Raw genomic sequence first — 25067 nt, 5'->3', positions numbered from 1 at the left:
GCAATCCCTGTCAGAAGAAGCCCAGCTTCTTGGGGCTGTAGCTGACCAGCATGTTCTTGGTCTGCTGATAGTGGTCCAGCATCATGCGGTGGTTCTCGCGCCCGATGCCCGACTGCTTGTAGCCGCCGAAGGCCGCATGGGCCGGATAGGCATGATAGCAGTTGGTCCAGACCCGGCCCGCCTGGATGGCGCGGCCGAAGCGGTAGCAGGTGTTGGCGTCGCGCGACCACAGCCCCGCGCCCAGACCATAGAGCGTGTCATTGGCGATCGACAGCGCCTCGTCATGGTCCTTGAAGGTGGTCACGGACACGACCGGCCCGAAGATCTCCTCCTGAAACACGCGCATCTTGTTGGTGCCCTTGAAAACCGTGGGCTTGATGTAGAAGCCGCCCGACAGCTCTCCGCCGTGATCCGCGGCCTCGCCGCCGATCAGCACCTCGGCCCCTTCCTTGCGGCCGATGTCGAAGTAGCTAAGGATCTTCTCCTTCTGCTCACTGCTGGCCTGCGCCCCGATCATCGTCGCGCTGTCGCGCGGGTCGCCCTGCACGATGGCCTCGACGCGCTTCAGCGCCTTCTCCATGAACCGGTCGTAGATCTTCTCATGGATCAGCGCGCGCGACGGGCAGGTGCAGACCTCGCCCTGGTTCAGCGCGAACATCACGAAACCCTCGATCGCCTTGTCGAAGAAGTCGTCATCCTCGCGGCAGACATCCTCCATGAAGATGTTGGGCGACTTGCCGCCCAGCTCCAGCGTGACCGGGATCAGGTTCTCGGACGCGTATTGCATGATCAGGCGGCCGGTGGTCGTCTCGCCGGTGAAGGCGATCTTGGCGATGCGCGGATTGCTGGCCAGCGGCTTGCCCGCCTCCAGGCCGAAGCCGTTGACGATGTTCAGCACGCCCGGCGGCAGCAGGTCCGCGATCAGACCGGCAAAGACCATGATCGTGGCCGGGGTCTGTTCCGCGGGCTTCAGCACCACGCAGTTGCCGGCCGCCAGCGCCGGCGCCAGCTTCCAGCAGGCCATCAGCAGCGGAAAGTTCCACGGGATGATCTGGCCCACGACGCCCAGGGGCTCGTGGAAGTGATAAGCGATCGTGTCGTTGTCGATCTCGGAGATGCCGCCCTCCTGCGCGCGCAGCACGCCCGCGAAATAGCGGAAATGGTCGATGGCCAGCGGCAGGTCGGCGGCCATGGTCTCGCGGATGGGCTTGCCGTTGTCCCAGGTCTCAGCCGTGGCCAGCAGCTCCAGGTTCTGCTCCATCCGGTCGGCGATCTTCAGCAGGATGTTCGAGCGCTCCGTGGTCGAGGTCCGGCCCCAGGCCCCCTTGGCCTTGTGGGCGGCATCCAGCGCGGCCTCGATGTCGTCGGCGTTCGACCGGGCGATCTCGCCGATCTCGGCGCCGGTGATGGGCGTGGTGTTGGTGAAGTACTTGCCCGACTTGGGCGCCGCCCATTCGCCGCCGATGAAGTTGTCATAGCGGCGGGCAAAGGGCATCACGCCCACGCCCTTGAATTCGTGCGTCTGGTCGTTCGGCATCGGTTCCTCCTCCTCAGGATGACAGCCCCCGGATCTCCCGGTCCGGGTATGAGGCCAGCGTCGGACGCAAGGTGATTCGGAGCAACCGCCGATCCACGCCGCAGCGCAGAAGCTGTCTCACGATCGAGACAGTCCCCCGTGATTTTCGCCCAGACCCAACCGCGCCATGCGCCGATAGAGCGTCGCGCGACCGACCCCCAGGGCGCGTGCGGCGGCCGAGACGTTGCCCTCGGCCCGCGCCAAAGCCCGCATCACCGCGGCCCGTTCGGCCCGGTCGAAGCCGGTCAGCTCGTCCTGGCGGCCCAGCAGGTCAACGGCCGGGCGCGGCCGGATCGCACCCTCGCGCTCCAGCCCCAGGGCGCGGCGGGCGGCGCGGGTCGCGCCGATGACCAGGTCGTCCTTGTCCACCGCCAGCAGCACCGCCTGGTCGCTCTGGTCGTCCGAGGCCATGACGATGCGCGCATCCGGAAAGCTCTGCCGGAAGAAGGTCGCCTCGATGGCGCGCGCGGTCTGCGCCACCTGCGCCGAGATCAGCCTGTTGTAGCGCTCGGTCTGGTCGGCCCGCGCGCTGCTGACGTCCAGCGCCGCCAGCAGCCGCCCGTCCGGCCCCCAGATCGGCGCGTCCATGCAGGACATGGCGGTGTTGCGGGTGTGGAAATGCTCGTCGCGATGGATGGTCAGGGCGCGCCCCTCGACCAGGCAGGTGCCGATGCCGTTGGTGCCCTGCGCGGCCTCGGACCAGTCGGCGCCCTGCCACAAGCCCCAGTCCCGGAACTGCGCCGCATCCGCATCCGACACGCGCTGGTCCAGCACGATCCCCTGCGCATCGGTCAGAAGCACGTTGCAGCCCGACAGGCCGACGAGGTTGTAAAGCTGATCCAGCTGCGGCCCCGCGACCGTCAGGAAGCCCCGCATTGCCTCCAGCCGGTCGGCCAGCTCGGCATCGGACAGGCGGTCGGGGCGGCGGCGGTCGGCCGGGTCCAGCCCGTGCTTCAGCATCGACCGCCGCCAGGATGCCGCCAGCGCCGAGGTCGCGCTGCGCGACTGCGACTGCGCGGCCACAAGCTCCGCATGGTTGCGTTCGGTCATGATCTCCCCCTCAGGATGGGGGGACTATAGCACGGTTTGCGGGCCGCGGCCTGCGACTTTGGTCGCAGCCCGCGGGTCTCAGCGGACCGGGCCCTCGGGGATCACGACCCCGTCGACCGCGCGGTCGCGCCCCTGGTCCGGATGCGCGGGCGTGCCGCCCATGCTGCCCGAAGGCGCGGCGATGCGCGGCTGATAGGGCGGCAGGCGGTCGGCGCCGTCGCGATAGAGCAGCGACTGCCCCTTGTGGAACAGGTGCAGCGCATGGGGATCGGCGGTCAGGCGGACGCGCCGGCCCTTCAGGTCCGGGTGGATGCCCGGCAGCTTGGCGGTAATCGGCGCGGTCTCGGCCCCGGTGCCGAAATAGAGCAGCGTCACCTCGCCCAAGGCCTCGGTCAGATCGACCGTCCCCTCGAAGACCGGGGTACCCTCGGTCTCGCGCATGTCCTCGGGGCGCACGCCCAGGTTGACGGCCATGCCCTCGTCGCCGGCACGGGTCGGGATGGCGACCTGCGCCTCCAGCCCGCCGTCCAGCGCGACCGTGGTCATCGCGCCTACGGTCTTGACCCGGCCGGGCAGCAGGTTCATCGCCGGGCTGCCGATGAACTGGGCCACGAACTCGGTCATCGGCCGCTCGTACAGCTCCAGCGGCGCACCGACCTGGGCGATGCCGCCGCCGGCCAGCACCACGATGCGGTCGGCCAGGGTCATCGCCTCGGTCTGGTCGTGGGTCACATAGATCATCGTGCGGTCCGGCATCGAGGCCTTCAGCTGCGCGATCTCGATGCGCGTCGCGACCCGCAGGGCGGCGTCCAGGTTCGACAGGGGTTCGTCGAACAGATAGACCTGCGGGTCGCGCACGATGGCGCGGCCGATGGCCACGCGCTGACGCTGGCCGCCCGACAGCGCCTTGGGCAGGCGGTCCAGATAGGGCGTCAGCTGCAGCATCCGCCCCGCCCGGTCGGTCGCGGCCTGGATCTGGTCCTTCGACTGCCCCGCGATCTTCAGGGCAAAGGCCATGTTGTCGCGCACCGTCATGTGCGGATAGAGGGCATAGGACTGGAACACCATCGCGATGCCGCGCTGGCTGGGCGGGATGTCGTTCATCACCCGCCCGCCGATCTCCAGCGTGCCGCCGCTGATCTGCTCCAGCCCCGCGATCATCCGCAGAAGCGTCGACTTTCCGCAGCCCGACGGGCCCACGAACACGATGAATTCGCCCGACCTGATGTCCAGGTTGATGTCGCGCAGCACCTGCACGTCGCCATAGGACTTGGCGACATCGGTCAGTTTCAGATCGGCCATTGCGGTTCCCCCTACCCTTCGATGATCTGGACCTGCCAGGGCGTCAGCCCCTCCGCGTCCTGGTCGGACAGGTTCGCGCGGATCTGCAGGGTCTGCTGGGCGTCGGCGCGGCGGAAGGACAGCACCGGTCCCTGCGCGCGGATGTCGGTCATCGTGCCGCCGCGCAGCGCGCTGTGCTTGCGCCGCAGCCCGATCGCCCACCGGTAATGGTGCAGCATGGACTGGGCATCGGCCTCCTGGCCCACGACGGTGCGCTGCAGATGGGCATGCGGCACCGGCAGCCAGGGCTGGCTGGTCGAGAAGCCGCCGTTCACGCCCATGTCCCAGACCATCGGCGTCCGGCAGCCGTCGCGGCCCTTGAACTCGGGCCAGAACTCGATGCCGTAGGGGTCGCGCAGGTCCTCGAAGCGCAGCTCGGCCTCGGGCAGGCCCAGCTCCTCGCCCTGATAGAGGCAGACCGACCCGCGCAGGCAGACCAACACCGTCGCATAGGCCTTGGCGGCCTGCTCGCTCAGGTTCCAGCGGCTGATATGGCGGACCACGTCATGGTTCGACATGGCCCAGCACGGCCAGGCATTGGGCGCGATGGCCTGCAGACGTTCGAACACCTCGACCACGCGCGCGGCGGGCAGGTCGTCCCCCGACAGGAAGTCGAAGACATAGGACATCTGCACCCGGCCCGGCACGCCGGTATAGTCCTCCAGCAGCTCCAGCCCGCGCTCGCTGTCGCCGATCTCGCCCACGACCGACGCACCATAGGGCGTCAGCGCCTGGTTGAACTTCTCCAGGAAGGCCAGGTTCTCGGGCTGGGACTTGCTGTAGCGGTGGCTCTGGTGGTTGTAGGGGTTCACGGCGGGGGCGGTGTCGGCCTTGCGCAGCTCCGGCGGCAGGGCCGGGTTGTCGCGCAGCTGCGCGTCGTGGAAATAGAAGTTGATCGTGTCCAGCCGGAAGCCGTCCACGCCCTTGTCCAGCCAGAACCGCGCCATCTCGATCAGGGCATCCTGGACGGCGGGATTGTGGAAGTTCAGGTCCGGCTGCGAGGTCAGGAAGTTGTGCAGGTAGTACTGCTCGCGCCTCGCATCCCACTGCCAGGCGCTGCCGCCGAAGATCGACAGCCAGTTGTTGGGCGGGGTCCCGTCCGGCTTGGGGTCCGACCAGACATACCAGTCGGCGCGCGGGTTGTCGCGGCTGGCGCGGCTCTCCTTGAACCAGGGGTGCTGGTCCGAGGTGTGCGACATCACCAGGTCGATCATCACCTTCAAGCCCAGCTCATGGGCGCGTTCGACCAGCCAGTCGAAATCCTCCATCCGGCCGAAGATCGGGTCGATGCCGCAATAGTCGCTGACATCATAGCCGAAATCCTTCATCGGCGAGGTGAAGAAGGGCGAGATCCAGACCGCATCCACGCCAAGCGAGGCGACATAGGGCAGGCGCTGCGCGATGCCGGCCAGATCGCCGACCCCGTCGCCCGTCGTGTCCTGAAAGCTGCGCGGGTAGATCTGATAGATGATCCCGCCCTTCCACCAATCCGTCGTCTGTTCAGTCAAGTTCATCCACCTTTCACGGAACCGGCCAGCAATCCGCGGACCAGGTATTTCTGCATGGCGAAGAACACCAGCAGGGGTACCGCTATCGAGATGAAGGCGGAGGTTGCAAGGATCTCCCATTCACCTCCGCGCGATCCCATCAACTCGCGCAGGAGGCCGGTCATGACCAGCTGCTCACGCGTGTTGCCCAGAAACACCGTCGCGACCAGCAGGTCGTTCCAGACCCACAGGAACTGGAAGATCGCGAAGCTGGCCAGGGCCGGGAAGGACAGCGGCAGGATGATCCGGCGGAAGATCTGGAACTCGGTCGCGCCGTCCACGCGCGCGCTCTCGATCACCTCGCGCGGCAGGCCGACCATGTAGTTGCGCAACAGATAGACCGCCAGCGGAAGGCCGAAGCCGGTATGGGCCAGCCAGATGCCCAGATAGCCCTTGCCGATGCCCAGATCGTTGTGCAGCCGCAGAAGCGGGATCAGCGCCACCTGCAGCGGCACGACCAGCAGCCCCACGACCGCCGCCGTCAGCAGCGCGCGGCCCGGAAACTCCATCCAGGCCAGCGCATAGGCCGCGAAGGCCGCGATTAGGATCGGGATGACGGTCGCGGGGATGGTCACCGTCATGGTGTTCATGAAGGCCCGCCCCAGCCCGCCCGCGGTCAGCACGCGGTTGTAGTTCTCGGTCGTGAAGGAGGGCGGAGAGACGGTGGTGGTGAAAATCCGCTCGCCCCGGCGCATCTCGAAGGGCTGGGCCGAGGTCATGCGATAGCTGCCGTCCTCGGTCACGGTCAGCTCGATCCCGTCTTCCAGCGGCACGGTGGCGCCGGGCTCGAACTCGGCGGGGCGGCGGGCATTGGTGCCCCAGGCCGTCAGCTCCTGCGTGCCCTCCAGCGCGCTGCCCTCGATGACGTAGAGGTCGCCCTCCTGCACCTGGTCGTCGCCCGTCCCGGAGCGCACGAAGCCGGTCTGCACCGAGCCCGAGAAGGACTGCCACCACCCGGAGGTGGAGATCTGGTCGCGGTCGCGGAACGACGACACGAACAGGCCCAGGGTCGGGATCGTCCACAGCAGCACCAGCAGGAAGGCCGCGATGTTGACCGCCCATGCCAGCGACGATTTCTGTCCGGCCATCCCTTCCATCAGCGGACCTCCTTGCGGGCGTTGTAGATGTTCCAGACCATGATGGGCGTCACCAGGATCATCAGCACGATGGCGATGGCCGATCCGCGCCCGTAATCGGGCGTGCCGCGGAACATCCAGTCATACATCAGGTTGGCCAGCACCTGCGTGCCCCATTGCCCGTTGGTCATGACGAAGACGATGTCGAAGACCTTCAGCACCACGATGGTGATGGTGGTCCAGACCACCGCGATGGTGCCCATGATCTGCGGCACCTTGATCTTGAAGAACACCTGCAGGGGGGACGCGCCGTCCAGGATGGCGGCCTCGATCGTCTCCTCGGGGATGCCGCGCAGGGCGGCCGACAGAATGACCATCGCGAAGCCTGTCTGGATCCAGACCAGCACGACCATCAGCAGCAGGTTGTTCCACACCGGCAGCGTCAGCCAGATCTGCGGCTCTCCGCCCAAGCGGGTCACGATCCAGTTCAGGAGGCCGATCTGCGTCTCGCCCGAGGCGCGGTATTCATAGATGAACTTCCAGATGACGCCCGCGCCGACGAAGCTGATGGCCATGGGCATGAAGATCAGCGACTTGCCGATGTTGCCCCATTTCAGCCGGTCGGTCAGCTGCGCCGCGATCAGGCCGAACACCGTGGACAGGGCCGGCACGACCAGCAGCCACATCATGTTGTTGACCATCGATTCGCGGAACTTGGCGTCGTTCACCAGCCAGACATAGTTGTCGGCGCCGACGAACCGCGTGCCGTTCGCGTTGAACAGCGACCGCCAGAAGCTGTCCAGCACCGGATAGATCAGATAGGTCGTCAGGAACAGGATGGCCGGTCCCAGAAACAGCCAGGGGCGGATCTGGTTCGCCCGGCGGATGTTGTCGCCCGCCTGCGGCCCGCGCGGCGGAAAGATGCGGTCCAGAAGCCAGTTCGACCCCCAGAACCAGGCCACGCAGCCAAAGACGCCGATCGCGATCGTGCTGACCGCCAACCACAGCAGTTCCATTGCCATCTCCCGCCTGAAGAAAGGGCGCGGCGATCTTGCGCCGCCGCGCCGGTCGGTGGTCGGTCGTCAGTTCAGCGACGCCCAGGTCTCCTGGATGCGGTCAGCCACGTCCTGCGCCGAAGCGCCGCCGACAAAGTCGATCATCCCGGTCCAGAAGGCGCCCGCGCCGATCGCGCCGGGCATCAGGTCCGACCCGTCGAAACGGAACACCGTCGCGTCCAGCAGGATCTGTCCCATGCGGCGCACGGTCGGGTCGTCATAGGCCTCGATATTGGCGCCGGTATAGGGCGTGACGAAGCCCTGCTGCGCCATCCAGATCTCATGCGCGACGGGGGTCTTCAGGAACTCGACGAAGGCCATGGCGGCGGGGTTGTCCGACAGGACCGCGAACATGGTGCCGCCGCCCAGGACGGGCTGGCCCAGATCACCCGATGCGGGGGCGGGCATGTAGAAGAAATCGGCATCCTCGCCCACGACCGTGCCCTCAGGGAAGAAGGTCGTGATGAAGCTGGCCTGGCGGTGCAGATAGCAGGCCGGGGGGCTGGCGAACAGGCCCGCGGGGCTCTCGCGGAAATCGGTCGCGCTGACCGACCCCACGCCGCCCGCGACGAAGTCGGGGTTCTTGGCGAACCAGCCGAATTCCTCGATCGCGGCCACGACCTTGGGGTCGTTGAAGGGCATCGCGTTGGTCGTCCAGGCGTCGTAATCCTCGGGCGTGGCGGTGCGGAGCATCAGATCCTCGACCCAGTCGGTCGCGGGCCAGCCGGTGGCGCCGCCCGATCCGAGGCCGATGCACCAGGGCGTCTCACCATCGGCGGCGATCTGTTCGGTCAGCGCCTTCAGGTCCTCATAGGTTTCGGGGACGGAATAGCCAGCATCCTCCAGGTTCTCGGGGACATACCAGACCAGCGACTTGACGTCGGCCTTGTAGGGGAAGGCGAACAGCTGCTCGGTCCCGTCCTGGCCCGCATAGGTGCCAAGCGCGGCCCAGCTTGCCCCGGCGGCGTAATTCTCCACCAGCCAGTCGGAGGTCTCCTGGCCCAGGGGCCGCAGGAAGCCGCGCGCCGCCAGGTCCGAGGCCAAGCCCGGCTGCGGGAAGACCGCCATGTCGGGGGGCGATCCGGCCTCGCTGTCGATCACGATCTGCTGCTCGAAGCTGTCGGAGCCGGAATAGTTCGCCTGCGCGCCGGTCGCCTCGTTGAAATAGGCGATGACCGATTGGAACAGCTCTTGGTCGCCGCCCAGCCACGGGCCCAGGATGTTGAAGCTCTGGCCCTCCAGATCGGGATGGGCGGCCTTGAACTCCTCCAGGCTGGCCCAGTTGATGCGGTCGTCGCTGCCCGGCTCGATCACCAGTTGCGCCTGCGCCATCCCGGCGCCCAGGGCGATGATCGCCGCGGTCGTGTAGAAGGTCTTTTTCACGTCTTCCTCCCAGAAGCCTGCCCGGTCGCTGATCGCCGGGCTGTTAACGCCAACATCTGCCAGATTTCACGAATCTGTCAAACGCTTCTCATTCCCATTCCAGTTCCTTGTAGGCGGCGGTCGCATCGCGCGCGACCGTGACGTCATAGTCATTCCACGGATCACGCAATCCTTGCAAGGCCTTGACGATGTCGGGAACGGCCTCGGACAGCGGCAGGCCGCGGTCGATCGCGGCGCGGGTGCGGTCGGCAAGCGCTTTCAAAAACGCGGTCTGCGGACCCGCGACCTCGACCCATGATTCGCCGACCGGTCCGTGGCCGGGCACGATCCAGCGTGCCCCGGCGGCCGGGTCGCTGTCCAGCCATTCCAGCCAGCCCCGCAGCGACCCGTCCACTACCGGGGTCAGGTCGCGGAACAGCAGGTCGCCCGCGAACAGCGTCGCGCTGCGGCGATCCGTCACCGTCAGGTCGTTGTCTGTATGGGCGGCAGGCCAGGCGCGCAAGTCCAGCTCCCTGTCGCCCAGATCCAGCGTGGCGCGATCCTCGACCAGCCGGTCGGGCATGGCGACGGCGGTGCCGATCCAGTCCCGCGCGGGATAGAGGTCCCGGACCAGCCGCAGATAGCCGTCGGCCCGCGCCTGCAGCGCGGCGGGCATGGCGTGATGGGCCACGACCTGCGCCCCGGCCTCGGCCAGCACCGCCGCGCCCAGCACATGGTCGGGATGCATATGGGTCAGCACGACATGCCGGATCGGCAGATCGGTCCGCCGCCGGATCGCGACGTAGAGCGCCTGCCCCTGCGCCCGCGTGGTGCCCGCGTCGATCACCGCGACCGCGTCGCGCCCGATGACCACGCCGAGATTGGCGATATGCCCGTCGGCGCTGTCCTCCATCGCGACGGGCCGGCCGGGATGGACCAGGACGCCGGGCGACAGCGCCTCCAGCGGCAGGGCGGGCAGGTCGGCATTGGCGATGCAGGCGGGCGTCCCCGCCACCAGGTCCTCCCGCCCCGCCATCCAGTCCGACACGACGGGACCCGCCGCCGCCAGACAGGTCGCGGGGTCGGACGAATCGCCGCGGGGCAGAAGGATGTCGGCACATTGATCGGTGGCCAGGGCCAGGCAGACCGGCAGAATCAGGTGAAACATCGGTGATCGAACCCTCCCTGCCGCCCCGAAAGGCACCGCCATCACGAAATGGTCACGCGGTTACGACCTTTGTCGTGTTGATTCATCCTGCCTCTGGACTAAATTTAAATCCAGTCGCCTTCCGAGCGGCACATGGCATGTAGGAGGAGCACAACATGGCTTGGACCAAACCCACCCTGACCGAGATCGCCTGCGGCATGGAGATCAACATGTACGCCCCGGCCGAGGACGAACCCGTCCTGTTCTGAGCCTGACCGGACAGGCAGGATTGCGGCCCCGTCCGAGTTGCTCGGGCGGGGCCCTGTCATGAGGCGGAACCGATGCGGATCATCATCCTCGGCGCGGCGGCGGGCGGCGGCCTGCCGCAATGGAACTGCGGCTGCGGGCATTGCGATGCCGCGCGCGCGGGACGCATCCCGTCGATGACACAAAGCTCGGTCGCGGTCAGCGCGGACGGGCGGGACTGGGCGATTCTGAACGCCTCGCCCGACATCCGCGCGCAGCTGGCCGCGACGCCGGCGCTGCACCCGACCGGGCCGCGGACCGTGCCGCTGCGATCCGTGCTGGTAACGAACGGCGACATCGACCATGTGGCGGGGCTGCTGACCCTGCGCGAGAGCCAGCCCTTCGATCTGTTCGCGACGCAGGCCATCCATGACGCGCTGGCGGCGAACCCGATGATGGCGGCGGTGAACCCCGATCACGTCCCGCGCCGCACCGTCGCGCTGGACCGGACCATCCCGCTGGCCCCCGGCCTGTCCGCGACCCTGTTCGCCGTGCCGGGCAAGGTGCCGCTCTATCAGGAGGGCGCGGTGGTCGAGACCGGCCTGATCGGAGAGACCACGGTGGGGGTTGAACTGCGCGCGGGCGACCGGCGCGCGCTGTACATCCCCGGCTGTGCCGCGATGCCCGACTGGCTGCGCGACCGCATCGCGGGGGCGGATGCGCTGTTCTTCGATGGCACGCTGTGGGGTGATGACGAGATGATCCGAATGGGCTTGGGCCACAAGACCGGCCGTCGCATGGGTCACATGCCGGTGACCGAGACCATCGCCGCGCTGGACGGCACGCCCCTGGGCCGGCGCATCCTGGTCCACATGAACAATTCGAACCCGCTCTGCGACCCGTCCAGCCCGCAATCGGCCGAGGCCGAGGCCCGGGGCTGGCGGATCGCCCGCGACGGCATGGAGATCGCGCTGTGAAGGACGTCCAGACCACCCCCCAGTCCCGCGAGGATTTCGAGGCCCGGCTGCGCGCCATCGGCGCCGCGCGCTATCACGACCGCCATCCGTTCCACGCCCGGCTGCATGGCGGCCATTGCACCCCGGACGAGGTGCGGGCCTGGGTCATCAACCGCTGGATGTACCAGTCGCGCATCCCGATGAAGGACGCCGCCTTCATGAGCCGGGTCGAGGACCCCGACCTGCGCCGCGCCTGGCGCAAGCGGATCGAGGATCACGACGGCGGCGCGACCGAGGGCGGCGGCATCCGCCGCTGGCTGGCCTTGGCACAGGCGGTGGGGCTGGACCCCGACTATGTCGCGTCGGGCGTGGGCATCATGCCGGCGACCCGCTTCGCGGTCGAGGCCTATGTCCGCTTCGTGCGCGACATGCCCCTGCTGGACGCGGTGGCGGCCAGCCTGACCGAACTCTTCGCGCCGCGCATCCATGCGCAGCGGATCGAGGGACTGCTCGCGCATTACGATTTCGCCGATGACAGCAGCCTGTCCTATTTCCGGAAACGCCTGACCGAGGCGCCCGAGGACGTGGCCTTCGGCCTCGACTATGTGCTGACCCATGCCGACACGGCGGAGAAGCAGGACGCCGCCGCCGCCGCCCTGACCTTCAAGACCGACGTCCTCTGGGCGCAGCTGGACGCGCTGTGGCACGGCTATGTCGAGGGCCACATCCCCCCCGGCGCCTGGCGCCCCGGAGAGGGGATGCGCGCATGACCCCGCTGATCGAGGCGCAGGACGTCCCCTACCTGCCGCGCGGCGTGCGGCTGCAGGGGGACCGCGTGCGCGGCATCCGCGTACTGCAGGCCCCCGAACGCGCCCTGCAGCTGGACCAGATCGGAGAGGCGATCCTGTCGGAACTGGACGGCACCCGCAGCTTGGAGCAGATCGTGGCGGGGCTGGCCGCGCGCTACAACGCGCCCGCCGATCAGATTGCGGGCGATGTGCGCGATTTCCTGACCGGGCTGGTCGAACGGCGCATGGTCTTCCTGAAGGACGCGTCATGAAGGACCAGCAGGACCAGCCGCGCGATCTGGACGGCAACCCCGTCACCCCCGGCCTGCCCATGGCTATGCTGGCCGAGGTCACACATCGCTGCCCGCTGGCCTGCCCCTATTGCTCGAACCCCGTCGATCTTGTCCGCGCCGCCAAGGAGATCGGCGCCGATGACTGGGGCCGGGTGTTCCGGCAGGCCGCCGATCTGGGGGTGCTGCAGGTCCATATCTCGGGCGGAGAGCCCGGCGCGCGCCGCGATCTGGCGCAGATCGTGGGGCATGCGCGCGATGCGGGCCTTTACGTGAACCTTATCACCTCGGGCATCGGAATCACCCGCGACCGGCTGATCGAGCTGGACCGCGCGGGCGTCGATCATGTCCAGCTGTCCCTGCAGGGCATCCGCCCCGACATGGCCGACCGCATCAGTGGCCATCCAGGGTCTTGGGACAAGAAGATGGCGTTCAGCGATTGGGTCACCGAGATCGGCTTTCCGCTGACCATCAACGCGGTCGTCCACCGCCAGAACATAGAGCGCCTGCCCGACATGATCGACCTGGCCGAACGCCTCGGCGCGCGGCGGATCGAGGTGGCGACGGTGCAGTTCCACGGATGGGCCGACCGCAACCGCGGCGCGCTGATGCCCACCCGCGAACAGGCCGAATTCGCGCGCCAAGTGGTGAACGCGGCCCGCATCCGGCTGCGCGGGCGGATGGTCATAGACTATGTCCCGGCTGACCACCACGCGATCTATCCCAAGGCCTGCATGGGGGGCTGGGGCTCGACCGGCCTGAATGTCGGCCCGGACGGCACCGTCCTGCCCTGCCACGCCGCCCAGACCATCGGCTGGATGCGCTTCGAGACCGTGCAGGAGCGGTCGCTGTCCGACATCTGGCACCTGTCCGACAGCTTCAACGCGTTCCGCGGCACCGCCTGGATGCCCCAGCCCTGCCGCGGCTGCGAGCGCAGGACCGTGGATTTCGGCGGCTGCCGCTGTCAGGCCATGGCGCTGGCGGGCGATGCGCGCGCGACCGATCCGGTCTGTTCGAAATCTCCGCTGCATGCCGGGGTCGTGGCGCGCGCCGAAGGGGACGCCGCCGCCACGACCACCGACTTCGTCTATCGGAGGATGTCCAAGGGAGGATAGGACAATGGGACGATGGCTGATCCTGGCGGCGGCGCTGATGGCGACGCCCGCCACCGCGCAGGAGAACGCGCTGCAACCCTCGCCGACATGGGAAGATCTGCGCGGCGCGGTGCTGGACATGGATGCCGACCCGCCCATCGACGCGGGCGTGCTGGACCTGGAGGCCCCTGCCCGCGCCCATGACGCGGCCATCGTGCCGGTCCGCCTGACCCAGCCCGCAGGCGCCCCCGCCATCGAATCGCTGACCCTTGTCATCGACGAGAATCCCGCCCCCGTCGCTGCGGAATACGGCTTCGGCGCGGCGCTGATGCCCCTGGATTTCGAGGTCCGCGTCCGCGTGGACAGCTATTCCGACGTGCGCGCCATCGCCACGGGCGCGGACGGGGCGCCGGTGATGGCGGGGCGCTTCGTCAAGGCGGCGGGCGGCTGTTCGGCACCCGCCGGCAAGGACATGGCCGCGGTCGAGGCGACGATGGGCCAGATGCGCTGGCGCAGCGAGCCGCAGCAGGACGCCGCCATCGGCACGCTGATGATCCGGCATCCGAACTTTTCCGGGCTGCAGCGCGACCAGGTCAGCCTGCTGACCATCCCCGCCCATTTCATCGACCGGCTGGAGGTGCGTCAGGGCGCGGATCTGCTGTTCACCATGTCGGCCGGAATCTCGGTCAGCGAGGACCCGGTCTTCCGCTTCCGCTATGTCCCGAACGGCCAGGACATCCATGTGGAGGTGGAGGATACCGAGGGCGGGCGCTGGAGCGAAACCTTCCCCGCCGGGGACAGAGAAGGCATCAAAAGCTAATCGCGCATCCGACTTTCGTCGCAGCACGACGCTTGCTTTATGTGCATCCTACCCTAGACTGAGCAGGCGTCGGCGCCTTCCGGGGAGGAGGGGCGCCGCCACAATTCAGGGAGGAAGGCCATGACAGCAGCCGCCGCACGCGTGCGGGCCGCGCCGTCACCGCGACCCACCGCAGACCAGGTCCGCGAGATCCTGATCGTGGACGATCATCCGCTGATGTGCGACGCGCTGGCGCTGACGCTGAAGATCAGCTTCGGCCTCAAGAACGTCCGCACCGCCCGCAGCCTGGCCACCGCGGTCGAGCAGATCCGGCAGCAGGGCGCGCCCGATGCCGTGATCCTGGACCTGAACCTGCCCGACGCGCGCGGCGCCGAGGGCATCGTGACGCTGCGCCGGCAGCTGCCGGGCGTGCCGATCACCATGATCTCGGCCGATCTGGAGGGGGCGATGATCACCACGGCCATGGCCGCCGGGGCGCAGGGCTATATCAGCAAATCGCTGTCGCGAGAGGCTCTGGTCGACAGCCTGCGCCGCATGTGGGACGGGGAGCGGGTGACCCCGGACGGCTATGAGCCCGCGCAGGACGGCGACGACGACGAGGCCAGGGCCGACCTGGCGCGGCGCTTCGCCTCGCTGACACCGCAGCAGATGAAGATCCTGCGGCTGATCTGCCAGGGCAAGGCCAACAAGGAGATCAGCTACGAGCTCTCCATCGCCGAGGCCACGGTCAAGACCCACATCACCGCCATCATGTCCAAGATCAACGCCCGCCGCCGCACGCAGGCGGTGCTTCTGGCCAATTCCATCCGGCTGTTCGAGGCCGGGTGATGGACACCGGCCCGGCTGCGAAGGAGGGCGCAACCGGGCCGGTCGCTGTGCAGGCCGACCACGGCGCGACCGACAGGGCCGCGACCTTGCTGGACGGCCTGCGCGGCACCCATCCGTCTCTGGTTCTGATCTTCGGCGCGCAGGGCGACGATCTGGCCGGGCTGCAGGCGCAGCTTGCACCCGGCCTGCCCGACGACTGCGTCTTTGCGGGCTGTTCCTCGGCCGGAGAGATCGGGCCGTCGGGCTATGCCAGCGACAGCGTCGTGGCGATCGGCTTTCCGCGCCGGCATTTCCGCACGGCCTGCCTGCTGCTGGCGGACCTGCCCTCGCTGCCGGTCTCGGACTGGCTGCGGCGACTGCGGCGGATGGCGCATGACTTCGCCCCCGCCCCCGACCGGCGGCTGTTCGGCCTGCTGCTGAGCGACGGGCTGACCGGGCAGGAGGACGTGGTCGTCGCCACGCTGGACGCCGCGCTGCCGGGGGTGCCGGTGCTGGGCGGATCGGCGGGCGACGGGCTGCGCTTCCGGCGGACCCATCTGCTGTCGCACGGGCAGGTCCTGTCCGACGTGGCGGTCTTCCTGCTGATCGAGACGGACCTGGCGATCCACGAGGTCACCTTCGCGCATTTCAGCCCCACGCCGGTGCGCGCCGTCGTCACCGCCGCGCAGCCCGAACGCCGCCGCATCCTGGAGCTGAACGCCGAGCCCGCCGCGCTGGAATATGCCCGCCTGACGGGACTTGATCCCGCCGACCTGACGCCCACCGAGTTCGCGCGCCATCCGCTGCTGCTGCGCATGGGCGGGCGCCACCATGTGCGCGCGATCAGCGCCATCACCGAGGATGACGGCCTGTCGCTGATGGCCTCGGTCGATACCGGCACGGTGCTGACGCTCGGCCGGGCCGAGGACCTGATCCAGGGCTTCTCGGACATGCTGGACGCCCTGCCCGGCCCGCCGCTGATGGTGCTGGCCTTCGACTGCATCCTGCGTCGTTTGGCATTGGAGCGGGCGGGGCTGACGCAGCGCATGTCGCAGCTCTATCGCCACCACCGCGTGGCCGGGTTCAACACCTATGGCGAGCAGCACAGCGGCATGCATGTGAACCAGACCTTCGTGGGCCTGGCCTTCCTGGAGCCGCCGGATGCTGCGTGAGGACGACCCGCCCGCGCGCCAGATCGAGAAACTGAAGCGCATCAACGCCGTGCTGATCGACCGGATCGAGCGGCTGGAGGAATCGCGCGGTTCGGCTTGGTCGATGTTCCAGGCCGCCGTCGCGCTGGAGCAGGAGGTTAGGGCCCGCACCCGCGACTTGGAGCAGGCCCTGACCGACCTGTCGCAACGCAACCGCGAGCTGGCCGTCGCCCGCGCCCTGGCCGAGGAGGCGAACCGGTCCAAGACGCGATTCCTGCGCGCGGCCAGCCATGACCTGCTGCAGCCGCTGTCGGCGGCGCGGCTGTTCCTGTCGGCCTTTGCCGACACCCCCCTGGATGCGACGCAGACCCAGCTGACCGAGCGTCTCGGCAGCGCCTTCGAATCCGTCGAACAGCTGATGCACGCCGTCCTGGACATCTCGCGGCTGGACAGCCAGCGGATCGAGTTCAACCGCCAGCCGGTGCCGCTGGACGACCTGTTCCGGCGCCTAGCGGCGGAATACGCGCCGCTGGCGCAGGCCAAGGGGCTGCGGCTGCGCTTCGTGCCGACGACGGCGGTGGTGGACAGCGATCCGATCTTTCTGCGCCGCATCGCGCAGAACCTGGTCTCGAACGCGATCAAGTACACCCAGCAGGGCGGGGTCGTCGTGGGCGTGCGCCGCAAGGGGGCGCTGTGCTGGCTGGCGGTGCATGACACCGGCATCGGCATCCCGGCCGTGGACCGCAACCGCATCTTCGACGAGTTTCAGCGCCTGGCCCATGACGGGGCGACGCCGGGCATGGGGCTGGGCCTGTCCATCGTGCGCCGCGCCTGCGCCAAGCTGGGCCATCCGCTGAGCCTGACATCGGAGGCGATGCGCGGCACGACCTTCCGGGTCGGGCTGCCGCTGGTGGGGGGCATCGCGGACAGCGCGCCGCTGCCCGACGTCGCGCCGCGCGCGCTGCGCGGCCGGGTGGCCCTGGTGATTGAGAACGACCCGGCGATGCGCCACGGCTATCAGGTGATCCTGGGCGACAGGCTGGGCATGGTGCCGCGCATCGCGGGCGGCACGGCCGAGGCCCTGGCCACCATGGGCGACGAGCCGCCGGACGTGATCCTGGCCGATTACCATCTGGAGAACGGCGACACGGGCTTTGCCGCCATCGAGGCGTTGCGTGCCGCGTCGGACCGCCCCGTGGCCGCCGTGATGGTCACCGCGCATCGCGACCCGTCCATCGCGCGGGGCTGCGCGGCGATGGGGGTGCATCTTTTGGAGAAGCCCGTCCGCCCGCCCGAGCTGGCAGAGATCCTGGGCCGCCTGCTGGCCTAAGACCAAGGGAGGATGCCGCCCGCGCCGGGGCTTGCGCAGGCGCGCGCCCCGCGCCCATCATGACCGCGGATTGTTTGGGAGGACAGACCATGACCCGTGCCATCGCCCTGGCCCTGATGCTGGGGCTGACCGCCCTTGCCCCGCGCGCGGCCGACGCGGCCGAGGCGGGCGATGCCGTCTTTGCCGAACGCGGCCCCTGGGATCTGGGCGACCGGGTGCTGGAATGGGCGCTGACGGTCGAGGGTCCCGCCGCCGAGGGTTTTCGCCCCGTCCCGGAGGGGCGCATCGCCCTGTCGCAGGGGATCGATCCGTCCGACCGGCAGCCGGTGCTGGAGCTGACCCAGGAGGCCGGGCCGGTGGACCGCAGGATCGGCCCCTTCCCGATCTCGTCCGGGGACCCGGTCCTGACCTTCTTTCTGGAGCAGACCACCCGCGACATGGCGGCGCTGACCGGGGGCAGCCCCTTCTACATCCGCAACCGCATGAAGGAGGCGCTGTTCCGCGGCGGCGACCTGGCCCGGACCGAGGACGGCGTCACGGCCAGCTTCCGCCCCTTCGCGGAAGACCCGAATGCCGCGCGCATGAACGGGTTCCAGACCCTGACACTGACCTTCGTGATGGCCGACCCCGAGGCCCCGATCCGCGAATTGCGCGCCGAGACCGCCGAGGGCGCGACCTATCGCAACCGGATGGTGCTGCAATGAGGGGGGCGGCAGCGGTGGCGGTGATCCTGTCGGCCCTGCCCGCGGGCGCGCAGGGTGTGAACGACTATCCGACCAATGCGCGGGTGGAATATGCCTTTGCCTGCATGGCGACCAACGGACAGACGCGCGAGATGCTGGACCGCTGCTCCTGCGCGATCGACCGCATCGCGGAGATCCTGCCCTACAAGGACTATGTCGGCGCCGAGACGGTCCTGCGCATGCGCCAGACCAGCGGCGAACGCTCGGGGATGTTCCGCGGCATGGCGGCCCTGACCGAGACCGTGGCCACCCTGCGCCGCGCCGAGGCCGAGGCCGAGATCATCTGCTTCTGACCGCCGCGCGTCACAGCGACAGGCCGATCCCCGCGCCTGCCGCCAGCGCCAGCAGCGCGACCAGCCACAGCGGCACCGGCGGGCGGGCCTGGATCAGCGTCAGCCGCGTCTCCTCGGGATGGGCGCGTTCCCACAGGGCGCGCTCGATCATGCGCGGCAGCAGCGGGCCATAGCGGCCCACGGTCTGCGCGATCTGGGTCAGGTCGCTGATCGCGGCCTTGGGACCGACGCTGGCCTTGATGTAATCCGACACGACCGGCTTGGCCGCATCCCAGATATTCAGGTTCGGGTCCAGCGACCGGGCCACGCCCTCGACCACGACCATGGTGCGCTGCAGCAGGATCAGCTCTGTCCGGGTCGGCATGCCGAAGCGTTCGGTCACCTCGAACAGATAGGACAGCAGGTTGCCCATGCTGATGCGGCTGGCATCGGCACCGAAGATCGGCTCGCCCACGGCGCGCAGCGCGCGGGCGAAGGCGGCCTCGTCGCGGTCACGGGGGACGTATCCGGCCTCGAAATGCACGCGGGCGACCAAGCGGTAATCGCGCTGGATGAACCCGTACAGGATCTGGGCATAGACCCGGCGGGTGTATTCGTCGATCTCTCCCATGATGCCGAAGTCATAGGCGATGATGTCGCCGTTCGCCGCGACCTTGAGGTTGCCGTGATGCATGTCGGCATGGAAGAACCCGTCGCGCAGCGCATGCGACAGGAACAGCTGGATCACCCGGCGCGCCAGGTCGGTCGTGTCGTGACCGGCGGCGATCAGCGCCTCGCGGTCGCCCATCGGCAGCCCCTCGGCCCAGTCCGCGGTCAGCACGCGGCGCGAGGACAGCGCCCAATGCGGCCGCGGGATCTGAAAGCCCGCATCGCCGGCCGTGTTCTCGGCGAATTCCGATGCGGCGGCGGCCTCCAGCCGCAGGTCCTGTTCGCCGGAGACGGTCTTCTCGAAATGGCTGACCACGTCGCGGGGGCGCAGGCGGCGCGTGCCGGGCGAGACCAGCTCGATCAGGCGCGCGCCGAAATGGAACGCGTCGATGTCGCGCTTGAAGGCCGCGCCGATGCCGGGACGCACGACCTTGACGGCGACCTCGCGCCCCGTCTCGCGCACGCGGGCGCGGTGGACCTGCGCGATGGAGGCCGCGGCGACGGGTTCGGAGAATTCGCTGAACAGCTGATCGATGGGGGCGCGCAGCTCCGCCTCGATGGCAGTCTTGGCGACCTCGGTCGGAAAGGGCGGCAGGCGGTCCTGCAGCATGCGCAGCTGTCCGGCCATCTCGGGGCCCACGACATCGGCGCGCGTCGACAGGATCTGGCCGAACTTGATATAGGCCGGTCCCAGGGCGGTGATCGCGCGGGTGATGGGCGGCAGGGTCGGATCGCCCTTGTATCCCAGCCAGCGGAAGGGCCAGCCCAGGACCCGCGCGGCCAGCCGCAGGCGCATAGGCGCATCGACCGCGTCCAGCACCGCGGCCATGGCGCCAGTGCGTTCGAACGTGGCGCCTGTGCGGATCAGGCGCAGGATGTTGTGGGGTCCGCGCATCGCCCTACAATTTCCAGCCGGAATGCAGGGCGGCGATGCCCATCGACAGGTTGCGCCACTGCACCCGGCCGAAGCCCGCATCGCGGATCATCGCGGCAAAGCTGTCCTGATCGGGGAACTTGCGGATCGATTCGACCAGATACTGATAGCTGTCGCGATCGCCCGTCACCGCCTGCCCCATGGCCGGGATCACGTTGAAGCTGTAGCGGTCATAGGCCCATTGCATCGCGGGCACCGGGATCTGGCTGAACTCCAGCACCACCAGGCGGCCGCCGGGCTTCAGGACGCGGTACGCCTCGCGCAGCGCGTCGGGGATGCGCGTCACGTTGCGGATGCCGAAGCTGATCGTGTAGCGGTCGAAGCTGTTGTCGGCGAAGGGCAGCGCCATCGCGTCGCCCGTGACCCAGGCCAGCCGGTCGGCACGGTCCACGGCCTCGGCGCGCTTGCGCCCCTCGACCAGCATGGATTCGGTCATGTCGCAGACCGTGACCCGCGCCCCCGGCGCCCGGTCCAGGAAGCGGAAGGCCACGTCGCCCGTGCCGCCCGCCACGTCCAGCAGGTGCTGCCCGTCGCGCGGCGCCAGCCAGTCCATCAGCGCGGTCTTCCAGATGCGGTGGATGCCGACGCTCATCAGGTCGTTCATCACGTCGTATTTCGAGGCGACCGAGGAAAAGACCTGATGGACCATGCCGGCCTTCTGATCCTCGTCCACGGTCCGAAAGCCGAAATGGGTCGTCTTGCTGTCCGTCATGCGCTTGCCGTTTGCCTGTTCCATTGCCAGATAGGTCCGGCGTGCCGCGCGCACAATGCGACGAAAGGAACCCGATTGCCAGAACTGCCGGAAGTCGAGACCGTCCGCCGCGGCCTGCTGCCCCATCTGGAGGGCGCGCGCATCGCCCGCGCCCAGATCAACCGCCCCGACCTGCGCTGGCCGCTGCCAGTGGACCTGATGCAAGTGCTGACCGGGGCGCGCGTCACCGCGCTGCGGCGGCGGTCGAAATACCTGCTGGCCGACCTGGAGGGGCGCGGCACGGTCCTGTGGCATCTGGGCATGTCGGGCCGCATGCTGGTCCAGGGCGCGGGCCTGGGCGAGTTCCACCGCGATCCGGGCGTCCATGCGCGCCACGACCATGTCGTGCTGACCACCGATGCGGGAACGACCGTGACCTTCAACGACGCGCGCCGCTTCGGCATGGTGGACCTGATCCGCGAAGGTGCGTCCCATCCGCTGCTGGACCATCTGGGGCCCGAGCCCTTCGATGCGGTCTTCGACGCGGATTACCTGCGCGCGGCCTTCGCGGGGCGGCGCGTGCCGGTGAAACAGGCGCTGCTGGACCAGCGGATCGTGGCGGGGCTGGGCAACATCTATGTCAGCGAATCGCTGTGGCGCGCCGGCATCGATCCGCGCCGGGCGGCGGGGCGGATCGGCGCGCCGCGCATCGCGGCCCTGGTCGGCCATATCCGCGACGTGCTGACCGATGCGATCGCGGCGGGCGGATCGTCCCTGCGCGACCATCGCCAGGCCAGCGGAGAGCTGGGCTATTTCCAGCACAGCTTCCGCGTCTATGACCGCGCGGGCCAGCCTTGCCTGCGCGACGGATGCCCTGGCACCATCGCGCGGATCGTGCAGTCGGGGCGGTCGTCCTTCTGGTGCCCGACCTGCCAGCGGTGAACCGTTGGACGGCTGCGCGGGCCTCTGCTAGGACGGAGGCCACGCAATCTGCCAACGAGGTCCAAGCCCCATGGCCTACGAAACCATCATCGTGGAGATCGAGGACGAGGTCGCCCTGATCCGGCTGAACCGTCCCGAGGCGCTGAACGCGCTGAACGGCGCCCTGCTGGACGAGCTGTCGACCGCGCTGTCGGAGGCCGACCGCAACGACAAGGTCCGCTGCATCGTCCTGACCGGCAGCGAGAAGGCCTTCGCCGCCGGCGCCGACATCAAGGAGATGTCCACGAAGACCTATGTCGAGGTCTATGAGGAGGACCTGTTCGGCGCCCAGATCGAGGCGATCACCCGCGTGCGCAAGCCGATCATTGCCGCCGTCAGCGGATACGCCCTGGGCGGCGGCTGCGAGCTGGCCATGGTCTGCGACTTCATCATCTGCGCCGAGAACGCCAAGTTCGGCCAGCCCGAGATCAACCTGGGCGTCGTCGCGGGCATCGGCGGCACGCAGCGCCTGACCCGATTCGTGGGCAAGTCCAAGGCGATGGACATGAACCTGACCGGCCGCTTCATGGACGCGGCCGAGGCCGAGCGCTCGGGGCTGGTCAGCCGCGTCGTGCCCACCGCCAAGCTGATTCCCGAGGCGATGGCCGCCGCGCGCAAGATCGCCGAGAAGTCCCAGATCGCCACCAAGACCGTCAAGGAGGCCGTCAACCGCGCCTATGAGACGACCCTGCGCGAGGGGCTGCTGTTCGAGCGGCGGTCCTTCCACGCGCTGTTCGGCACCGAGGACCAGAAAGAGGGCATGGCCGCCTTTCTGGAAAAGCGCGAGGCGCAGTTCCGCGACCGGTAGGGGGTTTCCTTTTCCCCGGCCTTGGCCTATAGGCCCGGGCTTACATGCGTGTGGGCCCGCTTTGGCAAGAATCATGTCCGTCCCGGATCAGGGACGGCGCCATGGGGCTTTTGCACGTTCGAGATTCAGACATGCAACAGACCCGATAGGAAGACCCCCATGGCCAACACGCCCCAGTCCAAGAAACGCGCCCGCCAGATCGAACGTCGCACCGACGTCAACAAGGCCCGCCGCTCGCGCATCCGCACCTTCATCCGCAAGGTCGAAGAAGCCATCGCCTCGGGCAATGCCGAGGCCGCGGCCCTGGCGCTGAAGACCGCCCAGCCCGAACTGATGCGCGGCGTGACCAAGGGCGTGGTCCACAAGAACACCGCCTCGCGCAAGGTGTCGCGCCTGGCGGCCCGCGTGAAGGCCCTCTCGGCCAACTGATCCACAGGGGTCGCGAACCCGCGATTCCCCCGGCACGACCCCGATCGGGCGCAGGCGAAAGCCTTGCGCCCGATTTTCTTTTCCGCACGCCATGTTCGGGAAAGATGAACGAATTCAGCGCCTTATTAAAATTGTCAATCGAGTCAAGGGCATCGCAGATTCGCCCCGACCAAGTTTGTGTCAAGCGCATAGTTCGGTTGCGGCTATCCACAAGCTGGGGCTAGTTTCCTCCATGCGATTCACGTCGCTTGGGGACGGGCCAGGCCCTGTGGACAGATCGGTTGATCTGTCCGGGACGATGGCCGGGCCGCGAAGATCATCTCTTGCGCCTTCGGGTTCACGGCATCCGGCTGCCACCGGGTGGTGGGAATCCCTGTCCAGATCGAGACCGGGCCGACGCCCGAAAGCGGATGCGCGGCATCCGCCGGGCGTCCTGTTTTCCTGTCCGACCCAAGCGTCGTGGCGGCTGTCCCGTCGGGAAAACCCGGCGGGGATTGGGGACAGGCACGGGAAACGGGACGATGATGGACAGGATCTGGGGACAGGCATGCACCGAGCTGGAGCAGGCCGTGGGGCCGAACAATTTCAACCACTGGATCAAGCCGCTCCGCCTGGCCGCCATCGATGACGGGGCCGCGCGCTTCGTCAGCCCCACGCGGTTCATCTCGGACTGGGTGGGACGGCATTTCGCCAAGGACATCCTGTCGATCCTGAACCGCAACGGCGCCGCGGTCGAGCGGCTGCGATTCGACGTGGGCACCGCCGCCCGCCCGGCCGCGCCCGCAGCCGCCGCCCCCGCCGAGACCCCCGCCGCGCGCGCCCCCCGCGCCGATCTGGGCGCGCCGCTGGACAACCGCTTCACCTTCGGGAACTTCATCGTCGGCAAGCCGAACGAGCTGGCCCATGCCGCCGCCCGCCGCGTGGCCGAGGGCGGTCCCGTGGGTTTCAACCCGCTGTTCCTCTATGGCGGCGTGGGCTTGGGCAAGACGCACCTGATGCACGCCATCGCGCATGACTATCAGGCGCGCCACCCGTCGGCGCAGGTCCTCTACCTGTCGGCGGAGCAGTTCATGTACCGCTTCGTGCAGGCGCTGCGCGAAAGCTCGATCATGGATTTCAAGAGCATGTTCCGCAACGTGAACATGCTGATGGTCGACGACGTGCAGTTCATTGCCGGCAAGGACAGCACCCAGGAGGAGTTCTTCCACACGTTCAACGCGCTGGTCGATCAGGGCAAGCAGATCGTGATCTCCGCCGACCGCGCGCCCGCCGAGATCAAGGGCCTTGAGGAGCGCATCAAGTCGCGCCTGTCCTGCGGGCTGATCGTGGACCTGCACCCGACCACCTACGAGCTGCGCTTGGGCATCCTGCAGTCCAAGACCCAGGCCTTCCGCGCGCAGCAGCCCGACCTGGAGATCGGCGCGGGCGTGCTGGAGTTCCTGGCGCATCGCATCACCACCAACGTCCGCGTGCTGGAGGGCGCGCTGCAGCGCCTCTTCGCGCATGCGAGCCTGTTGCGCCGCGAGATCACGCTGGAAGTGGCGCAGGAATGCCTGGCGGACATCCTGCGGACCAACGACCGCAAGATCAACATCGATGACATCCAGCGCAAGGTGGCCGAGCATTACAACATCCGCCTGGCCGACATGATGGGTCCGAAACGCGCCCGCAACGTCGCCCGGCCCCGCCAGATCGCCATGTATCTGTCCAAGCAGCTGACCAGCCGGTCCCTGCCCGAGATCGGCCGTCGCTTCGGCGGGCGCGACCACACCACGATCATGCACGGCGTGCGCAAGATCGAGGAACTGCTGGTCGAGGACAGCGCCATGGTCGAGGACATCGCCGTGCTGAAGCGGATGCTGGAGGCCTGATCCACGAAAATCTTGTGACTGCCTGCGCGGGCG

The 25067-nt window shown here is 68.5% G+C and carries 25 protein-coding genes; 15 read left to right on the top strand and 10 right to left on the bottom strand.

Annotated elements, in window-relative coordinates:
* Positions 1–10 precede the first annotated feature (10 nt).
* The 8 genes from adh to AC2SGK_RS14915 all read right to left on the bottom strand — a co-directional run bounded on the left by adh (position 11) and on the right by AC2SGK_RS14915 (position 10175).
* Positions 11–1537 carry an aldehyde dehydrogenase gene (gene adh / locus AC2SGK_RS14950; protein WP_488324301.1) on the bottom strand — a complete coding sequence of 509 codons (1527 nt, stop codon included), beginning with the start codon at positions 1535–1537 and terminating at the stop codon, positions 11–13.
* A gap of 117 nt (positions 1538–1654) precedes the next feature.
* Entirely contained in the window at positions 1655–2626 is a 972-nt protein-coding gene (locus AC2SGK_RS14945) for a GAF domain-containing protein (protein ID WP_488324300.1), read from the bottom strand.
* A gap of 78 nt (positions 2627–2704) precedes the next feature.
* The gene (locus tag AC2SGK_RS14940) at positions 2705–3928 is read right to left on the bottom strand and encodes an ABC transporter ATP-binding protein (RefSeq protein WP_488324299.1); all 1224 of its coding nucleotides are present in this window, start codon (positions 3926–3928) and stop codon (positions 2705–2707) included.
* 11 nt (positions 3929–3939) lie between these two features.
* Entirely contained in the window at positions 3940–5481 is a 1542-nt protein-coding gene (locus AC2SGK_RS14935) for an alpha-amylase family glycosyl hydrolase (RefSeq protein WP_488324298.1), read from the bottom strand.
* The gene (locus AC2SGK_RS14930; RefSeq protein WP_488324297.1) at positions 5478–6611 is read right to left on the bottom strand and encodes a carbohydrate ABC transporter permease; all 1134 of its coding nucleotides are present in this window, start codon (positions 6609–6611) and stop codon (positions 5478–5480) included. The genes AC2SGK_RS14935 and AC2SGK_RS14930 overlap by 4 nt, the downstream gene beginning before the upstream one ends.
* Entirely contained in the window at positions 6611–7606 is a 996-nt protein-coding gene (locus AC2SGK_RS14925) for a carbohydrate ABC transporter permease (protein ID WP_488324296.1), read from the bottom strand. The genes AC2SGK_RS14930 and AC2SGK_RS14925 overlap by 1 nt, the downstream gene beginning before the upstream one ends.
* A gap of 66 nt (positions 7607–7672) precedes the next feature.
* Complete coding sequence (locus AC2SGK_RS14920; RefSeq protein WP_488324295.1) at positions 7673–9028, bottom strand: ABC transporter substrate-binding protein; 1356 nt, start codon at positions 9026–9028, stop codon at positions 7673–7675.
* An 88-nt stretch (positions 9029–9116) separates the two neighbouring features.
* The gene (locus tag AC2SGK_RS14915; protein WP_488324294.1) at positions 9117–10175 is read right to left on the bottom strand and encodes a quinoprotein relay system zinc metallohydrolase 2; all 1059 of its coding nucleotides are present in this window, start codon (positions 10173–10175) and stop codon (positions 9117–9119) included.
* Positions 10176–10330: 155 nt separating this feature from the next.
* On the opposite strand from AC2SGK_RS14915, the gene pqqA reads away from it, so the two are divergent.
* From pqqA to AC2SGK_RS14860, 11 genes are all read left to right on the top strand, one after another.
* Positions 10331–10423, top strand: coding sequence for a pyrroloquinoline quinone precursor peptide PqqA (gene pqqA, locus AC2SGK_RS14910; RefSeq protein ID WP_111299049.1), 93 nt, complete (start codon positions 10331–10333; stop codon positions 10421–10423).
* Between the two features lie 72 nt (positions 10424–10495).
* On the top strand, positions 10496–11377 hold the full coding sequence (pqqB, locus tag AC2SGK_RS14905) for a pyrroloquinoline quinone biosynthesis protein PqqB (RefSeq protein WP_488324293.1): 882 nt from the start codon (positions 10496–10498) through the stop codon (positions 11375–11377).
* Complete coding sequence (gene pqqC, locus AC2SGK_RS14900; RefSeq protein WP_488324292.1) at positions 11374–12126, top strand: pyrroloquinoline-quinone synthase PqqC; 753 nt, start codon at positions 11374–11376, stop codon at positions 12124–12126. The genes pqqB and pqqC overlap by 4 nt, the downstream gene beginning before the upstream one ends.
* Positions 12123–12416 (top strand): pyrroloquinoline quinone biosynthesis peptide chaperone PqqD, encoded by a 294-nt coding sequence (pqqD, locus tag AC2SGK_RS14895; protein ID WP_488324291.1) that lies wholly within the window; start codon positions 12123–12125, stop codon positions 12414–12416. The genes pqqC and pqqD overlap by 4 nt, the downstream gene beginning before the upstream one ends.
* On the top strand, positions 12413–13549 hold the full coding sequence (gene pqqE / locus AC2SGK_RS14890) for a pyrroloquinoline quinone biosynthesis protein PqqE (RefSeq protein ID WP_488324290.1): 1137 nt from the start codon (positions 12413–12415) through the stop codon (positions 13547–13549). The genes pqqD and pqqE overlap by 4 nt, the downstream gene beginning before the upstream one ends.
* A gap of 4 nt (positions 13550–13553) precedes the next feature.
* A complete protein-coding gene (locus tag AC2SGK_RS14885; protein WP_488324289.1) occupies positions 13554–14348 on the top strand; it encodes a quinoprotein dehydrogenase-associated SoxYZ-like carrier in 795 nt (264 codons plus the stop codon).
* A 120-nt stretch (positions 14349–14468) separates the two neighbouring features.
* The gene (locus AC2SGK_RS14880) at positions 14469–15176 is read left to right on the top strand and encodes a response regulator transcription factor (protein WP_488324288.1); all 708 of its coding nucleotides are present in this window, start codon (positions 14469–14471) and stop codon (positions 15174–15176) included.
* Positions 15176–16327 (top strand): FIST N-terminal domain-containing protein, encoded by a 1152-nt coding sequence (locus AC2SGK_RS14875; protein WP_488324287.1) that lies wholly within the window; start codon positions 15176–15178, stop codon positions 16325–16327. Before AC2SGK_RS14880 ends, AC2SGK_RS14875 begins: the two co-directional genes overlap by 1 nt.
* Entirely contained in the window at positions 16317–17636 is a 1320-nt protein-coding gene (locus AC2SGK_RS14870) for an ATP-binding response regulator (protein WP_488324286.1), read from the top strand. Before AC2SGK_RS14875 ends, AC2SGK_RS14870 begins: the two co-directional genes overlap by 11 nt.
* Positions 17637–17725: 89 nt before the next feature.
* A complete protein-coding gene (locus AC2SGK_RS14865) occupies positions 17726–18340 on the top strand; it encodes a hypothetical protein (protein ID WP_488324285.1) in 615 nt (204 codons plus the stop codon).
* Positions 18337–18672, top strand: a complete 336-nt coding sequence (locus tag AC2SGK_RS14860; RefSeq protein WP_488324284.1) for a hypothetical protein — start codon at positions 18337–18339, stop codon at positions 18670–18672. Before AC2SGK_RS14865 ends, AC2SGK_RS14860 begins: the two co-directional genes overlap by 4 nt.
* 10 nt (positions 18673–18682) lie before the next feature.
* Here the strand turns inward: AC2SGK_RS14860 and ubiB are convergent, their stop codons facing one another.
* Both ubiB and ubiE read right to left on the bottom strand, forming a co-directional pair.
* Positions 18683–20215: a 2-polyprenylphenol 6-hydroxylase gene (gene ubiB, locus AC2SGK_RS14855; protein WP_488324283.1), complete on the bottom strand. Its 1533-nt coding sequence runs from the start codon at positions 20213–20215 to the stop codon at positions 18683–18685.
* A 4-nt stretch (positions 20216–20219) separates the two neighbouring features.
* Positions 20220–20966, bottom strand: a complete 747-nt coding sequence (gene ubiE / locus AC2SGK_RS14850) for a bifunctional demethylmenaquinone methyltransferase/2-methoxy-6-polyprenyl-1,4-benzoquinol methylase UbiE (RefSeq protein WP_488324282.1) — start codon at positions 20964–20966, stop codon at positions 20220–20222.
* A 75-nt stretch (positions 20967–21041) separates the two neighbouring features.
* Between ubiE and mutM the strand changes: the two genes are divergently transcribed.
* The 4 genes from mutM to dnaA all read left to right on the top strand — a co-directional run bounded on the left by mutM (position 21042) and on the right by dnaA (position 25034).
* Entirely contained in the window at positions 21042–21887 is an 846-nt protein-coding gene (gene mutM / locus AC2SGK_RS14845) for a bifunctional DNA-formamidopyrimidine glycosylase/DNA-(apurinic or apyrimidinic site) lyase (protein ID WP_488324281.1), read from the top strand.
* A gap of 70 nt (positions 21888–21957) precedes the next feature.
* Positions 21958–22734, top strand: a complete 777-nt coding sequence (locus tag AC2SGK_RS14840; RefSeq protein WP_411837975.1) for an enoyl-CoA hydratase — start codon at positions 21958–21960, stop codon at positions 22732–22734.
* 159 nt (positions 22735–22893) lie between these two features.
* Positions 22894–23163: a 30S ribosomal protein S20 gene (gene rpsT / locus AC2SGK_RS14835; RefSeq protein WP_411837976.1), complete on the top strand. Its 270-nt coding sequence runs from the start codon at positions 22894–22896 to the stop codon at positions 23161–23163.
* A 521-nt stretch (positions 23164–23684) separates the two neighbouring features.
* The gene (dnaA, locus tag AC2SGK_RS14830) at positions 23685–25034 is read left to right on the top strand and encodes a chromosomal replication initiator protein DnaA (RefSeq protein WP_488324280.1); all 1350 of its coding nucleotides are present in this window, start codon (positions 23685–23687) and stop codon (positions 25032–25034) included.
* Positions 25035–25067 lie beyond the last annotated feature (33 nt).

The sequence above is a fragment of the Paracoccus sp. NIOT.M2S5SZ12 genome (genome assembly GCF_057748165.1).
Note: the sequence above shows the minus strand (reverse complement) of the source record. Positions and strands in the feature narration are given on the sequence as shown.

Excerpts from the sequence above, each read along its gene's own strand:
- adh (WP_488324301.1), bottom strand. The coding sequence starts at position 1,537 with ATGCCGAACGACCAGACGCACGAATTCAAGGGCGTGGGCGTGATGCCC.
- AC2SGK_RS14945 (WP_488324300.1), bottom strand. The coding sequence starts at position 2,626 with ATGACCGAACGCAACCATGCGGAGCTTGTGGCCGCGCAGTCGCAGTCG.
- AC2SGK_RS14940 (WP_488324299.1), bottom strand. The coding sequence starts at position 3,928 with ATGGCCGATCTGAAACTGACCGATGTCGCCAAGTCCTATGGCGACGTG.
- AC2SGK_RS14935 (WP_488324298.1), bottom strand. The coding sequence starts at position 5,481 with ATGAACTTGACTGAACAGACGACGGATTGGTGGAAGGGCGGGATCATC.
- AC2SGK_RS14930 (WP_488324297.1), bottom strand. The coding sequence starts at position 6,611 with ATGGAAGGGATGGCCGGACAGAAATCGTCGCTGGCATGGGCGGTCAAC.
- AC2SGK_RS14925 (WP_488324296.1), bottom strand. The coding sequence starts at position 7,606 with ATGGAACTGCTGTGGTTGGCGGTCAGCACGATCGCGATCGGCGTCTTT.
- AC2SGK_RS14915 (WP_488324294.1), bottom strand. The coding sequence starts at position 10,175 with ATGTTTCACCTGATTCTGCCGGTCTGCCTGGCCCTGGCCACCGATCAA.
- pqqA (WP_111299049.1), top strand. The coding sequence starts at position 10,331 with ATGGCTTGGACCAAACCCACCCTGACCGAGATCGCCTGCGGCATGGAG.
- pqqB (WP_488324293.1), top strand. The coding sequence starts at position 10,496 with ATGCGGATCATCATCCTCGGCGCGGCGGCGGGCGGCGGCCTGCCGCAA.
- pqqD (WP_488324291.1), top strand. The coding sequence starts at position 12,123 with ATGACCCCGCTGATCGAGGCGCAGGACGTCCCCTACCTGCCGCGCGGC.
- pqqE (WP_488324290.1), top strand. The coding sequence starts at position 12,413 with ATGAAGGACCAGCAGGACCAGCCGCGCGATCTGGACGGCAACCCCGTC.
- AC2SGK_RS14885 (WP_488324289.1), top strand. The coding sequence starts at position 13,554 with ATGGGACGATGGCTGATCCTGGCGGCGGCGCTGATGGCGACGCCCGCC.
- AC2SGK_RS14880 (WP_488324288.1), top strand. The coding sequence starts at position 14,469 with ATGACAGCAGCCGCCGCACGCGTGCGGGCCGCGCCGTCACCGCGACCC.
- AC2SGK_RS14875 (WP_488324287.1), top strand. The coding sequence starts at position 15,176 with ATGGACACCGGCCCGGCTGCGAAGGAGGGCGCAACCGGGCCGGTCGCT.
- AC2SGK_RS14870 (WP_488324286.1), top strand. The coding sequence starts at position 16,317 with ATGCTGCGTGAGGACGACCCGCCCGCGCGCCAGATCGAGAAACTGAAG.
- AC2SGK_RS14865 (WP_488324285.1), top strand. The coding sequence starts at position 17,726 with ATGACCCGTGCCATCGCCCTGGCCCTGATGCTGGGGCTGACCGCCCTT.
- AC2SGK_RS14860 (WP_488324284.1), top strand. The coding sequence starts at position 18,337 with ATGAGGGGGGCGGCAGCGGTGGCGGTGATCCTGTCGGCCCTGCCCGCG.
- ubiB (WP_488324283.1), bottom strand. The coding sequence starts at position 20,215 with ATGCGCGGACCCCACAACATCCTGCGCCTGATCCGCACAGGCGCCACG.
- ubiE (WP_488324282.1), bottom strand. The coding sequence starts at position 20,966 with ATGACGGACAGCAAGACGACCCATTTCGGCTTTCGGACCGTGGACGAG.
- AC2SGK_RS14840 (WP_411837975.1), top strand. The coding sequence starts at position 21,958 with ATGGCCTACGAAACCATCATCGTGGAGATCGAGGACGAGGTCGCCCTG.
- rpsT (WP_411837976.1), top strand. The coding sequence starts at position 22,894 with ATGGCCAACACGCCCCAGTCCAAGAAACGCGCCCGCCAGATCGAACGT.
- dnaA (WP_488324280.1), top strand. The coding sequence starts at position 23,685 with ATGATGGACAGGATCTGGGGACAGGCATGCACCGAGCTGGAGCAGGCC.